The organism is Fodinibius sp. (genome assembly GCF_041642155.1).
Classification (GTDB): Bacteria; Bacteroidota; Rhodothermia; order Balneolales; family Balneolaceae; genus Fodinibius.
Genome location: NZ_JBEPWZ010000162.1, coordinates 1 through 6,627 on the forward strand (window position 1 = coordinate 1; position 6,627 = coordinate 6,627).

At 49.8% G+C, this 6,627-nt stretch carries 5 protein-coding genes; 4 read left to right on the top strand and 1 reads right to left on the bottom strand.

Annotation, left to right across the window (positions count from 1 at the left end):
- The first annotated feature begins 289 nt into the window (after positions 1 to 289).
- The 3 genes from ACESLU_RS09855 to ACESLU_RS09865 are packed head-to-tail and all read left to right on the top strand — an operon-like array spanning position 290 to position 2,894.
- Positions 290 to 1,039 carry a uroporphyrinogen-III synthase gene (locus ACESLU_RS09855; protein ID WP_372638484.1) on the top strand — a complete coding sequence of 250 codons (750 nt, stop codon included), beginning with the start codon at positions 290 to 292 and terminating at the stop codon, positions 1,037 to 1,039.
- The gene (locus tag ACESLU_RS09860) at positions 1,023 to 2,345 is read left to right on the top strand and encodes a hypothetical protein (protein ID WP_372638485.1); all 1,323 of its coding nucleotides are present in this window, start codon (positions 1,023 to 1,025) and stop codon (positions 2,343 to 2,345) included. The genes ACESLU_RS09855 and ACESLU_RS09860 overlap by 17 nt, the downstream gene beginning before the upstream one ends.
- A gap of 3 nt (positions 2,346 to 2,348) precedes the next feature.
- A complete protein-coding gene (locus ACESLU_RS09865) occupies positions 2,349 to 2,894 on the top strand; it encodes a hypothetical protein (RefSeq protein WP_372638486.1) in 546 nt (181 codons plus the stop codon).
- Positions 2,895 to 2,933: 39 nt separating this feature from the next.
- On the opposite strand, the gene ACESLU_RS09870 is transcribed toward ACESLU_RS09865, so the two are convergent.
- On the bottom strand, positions 2,934 to 5,333 hold the full coding sequence (locus ACESLU_RS09870) for an endonuclease MutS2 (RefSeq protein ID WP_372638487.1): 2,400 nt from the start codon (positions 5,331 to 5,333) through the stop codon (positions 2,934 to 2,936).
- A 198-nt stretch (positions 5,334 to 5,531) separates the two neighbouring features.
- Between ACESLU_RS09870 and ACESLU_RS09875 the strand changes: the two genes are divergently transcribed.
- Positions 5,532 to 6,341, top strand: a complete 810-nt coding sequence (locus ACESLU_RS09875) for a sulfite exporter TauE/SafE family protein (protein WP_372638488.1) — start codon at positions 5,532 to 5,534, stop codon at positions 6,339 to 6,341.
- Positions 6,342 to 6,627: the final 286 nt, after the last annotated feature.

Here is a 6,627-nt window from a genome sequence, read left to right on the forward strand (position 1 = left end):
AATGGTGTTTCAAAGGAAAGTCCCGCCGTCGGAAGCGCACGGGAATTGGGTTTTAGTCCCTGAAAGGAATTTTCCGTACCTTCCCGTTGGGAACGTGTCGGACGCAAAGGCTTGTGACGAGAGTCAAGCGATTTGAGTTGGATTTCGGGATCTTTCGAGGCGATTAGCGGGCTTGTTTAGCAAAGAGAAGCCTGGAATTTAGCCAAATTCGGGGGACTCCCCATAGCTGTTGCCAAGTCCGACAGGCCCCTGTCATTCGAACAAGAATAGTTTCAGGTATCTGGAGAATATGAGTCGATCTGTTTTGCTCACGGCTGCCGTTGAGGACACGGAAGTGGTGCGGTCGGAGCTTGAAAAGAAAAAAATAACTCCCCTGCATTACCCGCTTGAGCGATATGAAGCCGTGGAAGCGGATGAGAATATTGTCGATACAGTGGAGTTAATGGATGAATTTGAAAATATCGTATACGGCAGCAAGCGAAACGCCTGGTTTTTTGTAGAAAAAATTAAAGCGTATGGCAAGCTGGATGAGGTCCGGGAGCAGTTGAACCTGGCGGTAGATCAGCATACGGCCGATTATCTTGAAAGTGAGGGCATCCCGGCCGTACACCCCCATTCGGACGGCAATTCCATTGATTTGGTGGAGTTTATGTTGCGAATTCGCCGGATCGGGGAGACCCTGTACCCGTGCGGGGACAAGACAGCCGAAGACCTTCCCGGATTACTGAAGGAGTTGGATGTACCGGTGGAAGAACTGGTCATATTTACGCTCGAAGGTCCCAAAGAAGAGGATCTGCAAGCCTACCGCAAGGACCTGTCCGCCCACGAACCGGAGATTGTGATCTTTCATTCCCGCAGGTCCGTAAATCGTATGCTGGCCGCATTTCCCCACCTGGATGTCAGAACCGTTCGTGTTCTTTCCGGAGACCGGGCGGTTTCGGAAAAATTGAAAGCGGAGGGTATTGAGGCGGACATCCAGGCTGAAGGCAGCTGGGATTCGATTCTGGAGAAAGTAGATAGAATTGTCAGTTCTAAATAATGCTAACTTAAATTTCAGCCTATTGATTGGGAAGATTACGTACCTGTTTTTTGGATTTTGTACTTTTGTTTGTCTTAGTTCCAGTACACTAAACGCTCAAGATACGGATAGTGAATCGGCAGAGGAGGTCCAAAGTGGCTTTTTGAATGTTTATTTAGATTGTGAATCATGTGATTATAATCATATACGCCGTGAAATTAGATTTGTTAATTATGTCCGGGATCCGAAACAGGCGGATGTACATGTATTTATTACCGATGAAGGTACAGGTGGCGGCGGACGACAATACAAGTTTAGTTTTATTGGTCGCCGGCATTTTAGTGGTACGGAATATACTTTTTCCCATACGATAGATCGCAACGATACTTCAGATGAAATCCGGGAGAGCTTGAACCGTGTGTTGGAAATGGGGCTGGTACCTTATGCGATGCAGACAATGGAGACATCATCATTTACCTTACATTATGAGGAACCGGAAGCTGGACAGACTACTGGTCAGGAGAGGGAGGATCCCTGGAACTACTGGGTGTTCGAAATTTATGCCGGCAGCCTACGGCTCGATTTGGAATCAAACCAGAAAGAGTTTGATTCTCGATGGGGTTTTTATGCAGATTATGTGACTGAGGAATGGAAAATAAGATTACGACCTTATTTTAATTACGAATTTGTAGAGATTGACCGTGATGTAGAGGAGACACCGGTAACAAGCAGGCTCCACCGCCATGGTTTTGATAGTTATGTTATTAAAAGTTTAAGTGACCACTGGTCTGCCGGCATTTTTTCAGATTATATTACCCGGAATGACCGTAATTTGCGCCATCGCTTCCGTTTGGATCCCGGCATTGAATATAATATATACCCTTACCAGGAGGCGACCCGCAAATCGATTACTTTTAGATATCAATTGGGATATGCCTATACCGACTATTATGAACAAACTATTTTTAAAAAAAATAGTGAGCATTTGATGAACCAGGAGTTATCGGTTTCCGCAAATATCAGGCAGCCCTGGGGTAACATCGAGGGTGGAATGGTAGGTTCTCATTACTTTCACGATGTTGCACATCGGCGTGCTGAATTGTATGGAAGTATTTCTGTCCGTTTGACAGAAGGGCTTTTCCTGAACTTTTATAGCCAATTCGATATGATCAGAGATCAGCTTTCGCTTCCCATTGGAGATACGTCGCTGGAGGATGTGCTCTTGAAGCAAAGAGAGTTGGCTACGGATTTTTCTCTTTCAGGTTCTATTTCACTTTCTTATACATTTGGCTCGGATTTCGCCAATGTAGTAAATACCCGATTTTAAGATATGTCTTTTTATCCCGGTAGAATACTACTTGCAAGATACTCATTGCTTGTCTTTACGCTCGTAATCATATTATCTTCTTTAAACATTACAGATAGTTTTGGGCAACAAACCAATGCAAATGACAACGCCCGTTACTGGGTGCATGGAGGTACATCCGTCAGTAATCTGGGGTTGGGGATACATGGGGGATTATCTGTTGACTATAAGCAACATGTTTTTTCATTGCGCACGACAAGTACTGACATGTCGTATGGAGCGGAAACATGGGATGTTGCCTTGCTATATGGGCGAAGTACAACATTCCGCACGTGGTATTTTTCGGCGGGCGTGGGCGCTGCCGTCATTGGAGGAGAGAAATATCCGGGACTTTTCGGAAGGGGAAATAGTTCTCCTATGGAAACTATGCTGGGCTTTCCTTTGGAAGCTGTTGTTTCCTGGCAGCCAGTGAACGTTGTAGCTTTGGGACTTTACGGTTTTGCTAATGTAAATACCGAGCATCCAATTGGAGGCATGGGACTTTCGTTTCGAATTGGCGATTTATATTAATTCTTGGTAAAAGGATCCTCTTCATGCTGGATCATATCTCTATTTAAATGTAACCACCGTACAGCCGGCCCCGCCCTGCTGGATGGGCGCGATGTCATAGCTTTTTACCTCTTTTCGCTTGTCCAGGTACTCATGGACCAGCTTTTTCAGAATCCCTTCGCCTTTGCCGTGGATGATATGGACCTGGTTTCGTCCCGCCGCGATAGCATCATCCAGGTAGTTTTGGACTTCCTTCATCGCCTCGCGTCCCCGCATGCCCCGGATTTCGATCTGAGGCTGCACCATCTTATACCGGCTGCCGCCTTCAATAGTTACCTTGATCTGTTGTTGTTTCTTTTTCCGGGGAGCATCTTCCACCTTAACCAGATTGTCATACTGGGTTTTGAGGCGGAGTCCCCCGGCCAGTACGACCGCCTTCCCGCCGTTGACCTCCTTGAGCTCGCCGGTGGTTTGGGCATCCTTCAGCCGCACGCGGTCACCCACTTCCGGCTTGTCATCAGCATCCCGGAAAGCGGGTTCCTCGGCCTCCATTTCTTCGAGCCCGCTCTCCACCTGCTTGCGAAATTCCTCCACTTCGCGTCGTGCCTGCTTGATGACTTTCTCATCCTTTTCACCCTTTTCTACGATGCGTTCCACCGCCTGTTCTATCTTTCGGTTGGCCGAATCCATAATCGATTTCGCCTCTTTCAGAGCCTTCTCACGGATCTCTTTTTTCTCTTTCTCAATGGCCGATCGTTTTTCTTCGTAGCGGTGGCGTGCTTGTTCCGTGCCGGATTTTAGCTCGTCATATTTCTTTTTAAGCTGTTCGGCTTCCTGTGTTTTGGCTTCAAGCTCGGAAATTAAGGTCTCCATATCTCTTTTGCCTTCGCCCAGCAGCAGGCGTGCTTTTTCCAGGAGCTGATGCTGAAGCTGCATTCGCTCGGCAATTTCAAAAGCGTAGCTGCTGCCCGGAACCCCCTTTTTGAAGCGATAGGTGGGAGAGAGCGTGTCTTGGTCAAATTCCATGGATCCGTTGACGGCAAAGTCGTGCTCGTGGGCAAAAACCTTCAGGGATCCGTGGTGCGTGGTCACCAATACCTTGGCTTTCCGTTCCATCAGCAGTTCAATCAGGGATTGAAACAGGGCCCCGCCCTCCTCGGGGTCGGTCCCGGCGGCCGCCTCGTCAATGAGCACCAGGCTGTGCTTATCGGCATGGCCGATGGTGTGTTTCATCCATTCGAGCCGCGAGGAGAAGGTGCTCAGGTCGTTTTCAATGGATTGATCGTCGCCCATATCTACATATAGACCGTTAAAGACCGGCAGCTCGGAGCTATCGCGGGCGGGAATGGCGTAGCCGGACTGGATCATCAGGCAGCAAAGTCCCAGTGTTTTGAGGGCCACCGACTTTCCGCCGGCGTTGGGACCCGTAATCACCAGGCATCGTTCCTCTTCGGAGAGTTCCATATCCAGTGGAACAACCCGTTCCCGCTCGTCTTCAGGGACGCCCTTGTTTTTGAGCAGGAGCAGGGGATTATAGGCCTCTTTCAGGTAGAGATGCGAGGTTTCCGAAATAACGGGCACAAATCCCTCCAGGTCAATGCTGAGCCGGGCTTTTGAAGCGATGACATCGATGGTCGTCAGGACGTCAAGGTTTTGACGGATGGCCTCCCGGTTCTGACCGACCTCGGCGGTAAGTTCGCGCAGGATCCGCTCGATTTCACTTTGCTCCTCCGATTCCAGCTGACGGATTTCATTATTGATATTCAACGCCTCGACCGGTTCGAGGTAGACCGTTTGTCCCGATGATGAAACGTCATGTACAAATCCCCTGACCTTGCGTTTATACTCGGCCAGGACCGGAATGACCATGCGTCCGTTGCGAATAGTGGGCCCTTCGTCGGAGGCCCGCCCCCGTTTGGCAAGGCGTCCCATCACCCGATTGATGGTATTGCGCAGGTCATGGCGCTTGTCGTTCAATCGTTTCCGGATGGATTGCAGCCGGGGACTGGCATCGCTGCGAAGCTCGCCGTTTTCGGTAAGCACATCCTGCAGGGTCTCTTCCAGCTGCGGCAGTGGGATGAGTCCGATGGCAATCTCTTTGAGCTCAGGATAGCGCTCCTCCCGGTCGTCGAGGTATGATTTGATGCGCCGGGCCGTAATACTTACCTCCAGGATTTCTATAAACACGGGCAGAGGCAGGATGCGGTTTTCTGCGCGCGACTTTTTGAGCTGACCCCGGATGTCGTGGAGATTATTCAGGGGAAAGGCCGTATCATTTTGAAGCAGGTCCATCATCTCCCGGGTCTGCCCGAGCCGTCGCCTGATGATCTGCGGATCCGAAAAGGGCCTCATCCTGGCAAGTTGCTCGCGGGCCATAACGGAGCGGGTGTTTTTCAGGGTTGCCGCTCTGACCGTCTCGAATCCAATTTTTTCACTCAGTTGTTCCGGGAATAGATGCATGGATATGAATGGTTCGGTTCATCAGCAGGGATATCCGGGAAGACGCCCCCCTGCCTATACTATCGATATCAGGGTTATTTACCTCAAATATAAGCTTATTTGAGCGGAATGATGAATGGGATTCCCTCCAACTTTGCCTATCTTTGGCCAGGTCTTATTCAAACAAAATAAAAATAAAGCATATTTATACCGGTGCCTATGGAACTGCTGCTCCTTTTTTTACTGGGAATAATGGCCGGGATCGTAGCCGGACTATTTGGTTTGGGCGGCGGTATCCTGTTTACACCTATCCTGTTTGTGGTATTTAACGACACGGGGATTGCCCAGCCCGTGGTATTGACGATCGGCACTTCTCTTTTCTGTACCTTTATTGCCGCCCTGGGGAGCTCCATCCGCCAGTACCAGCAGCACAATTTTTATTGGGCAGAAGGACTCAGGGTGGGCCTGTTGGGAGCCATGGGAGTTTTTGCCGGCAAGCTCGTTATTACCTCGGAGTATTACAGCCAGCAGGAATTTGTAATCTTTTTCAGCGTGCTGCTGATCTACGTGGCCTACATGTTTTATCGCCGGGGCACACAACTACCTAAAGAGATTTCACGCAGCAGCAGCCCCCTCTCCCTGCGGGAGTCGGCTGTTACCGGCGGTTTGGGAGGCTTTGTGGCGGCCCTGGCGGGTATCGGGGGCGGGGGTGTGATGGTGCCGCTGATGAATCTCTGGTACAAGAAGGATTTTGTGAAATCCGTGAGCGTCTCATCGCTGGCGATCGTCCTGATCTCGCTCTCGGGGTGGGGACAGCTGGCCTTCTTCAATGGAGAGACCGAAACTCTGAGTTCGTTTTCCACCGGTTACGTGGATTTCGGCGCCGCTTTTCCGCTTGCTGTTGGGGGACTGCTGGGCGGTTTCGGGGGCGCGCTGTTTAACCTGAGGATCAAGCGCCGCTACCTGCAATACGGCTTTGCCGTGTTAGCGGTGGCGATGGCGGTTAAACTGCTGAGCGAAGTGTTTTAAAAAAAGGGGAGTCCCGATCAAAGGACTCCCCTTATAGTTTAGCAATCAATCCCGCATATAGCGGGAGGGTAAACTGATATGAGAGTATCAGCTTATTTCGTTAGTACAAAGCAATCCAAATTCATCCGTCATCAGCTTTTTTCAATCCATGATTTTGCGGAGAAAAGCCGGCTGGTCGGAATCGGACTTGTCTATTCGTTCGCGCCGGTTGTTAAGTAATTTATCGCCTTTTTGCTGTTTCTTGGGTTGCTCCCGTTGCTGTTCTTCTTCCTTTTTGTCCAGTGAG

Coding starts and splice junctions, on each gene's coding strand:
- ACESLU_RS09855 (WP_372638484.1), top strand. CDS start 290: ATGAGTCGATCTGTTTTGCTCACGGCTGCCGTTGAGGACACGGAAGTG.
- ACESLU_RS09865 (WP_372638486.1), top strand. CDS start 2,349: ATGTCTTTTTATCCCGGTAGAATACTACTTGCAAGATACTCATTGCTT.
- ACESLU_RS09870 (WP_372638487.1), bottom strand. CDS start 5,333: ATGCATCTATTCCCGGAACAACTGAGTGAAAAAATTGGATTCGAGACG.
- ACESLU_RS09875 (WP_372638488.1), top strand. CDS start 5,532: ATGGAACTGCTGCTCCTTTTTTTACTGGGAATAATGGCCGGGATCGTA.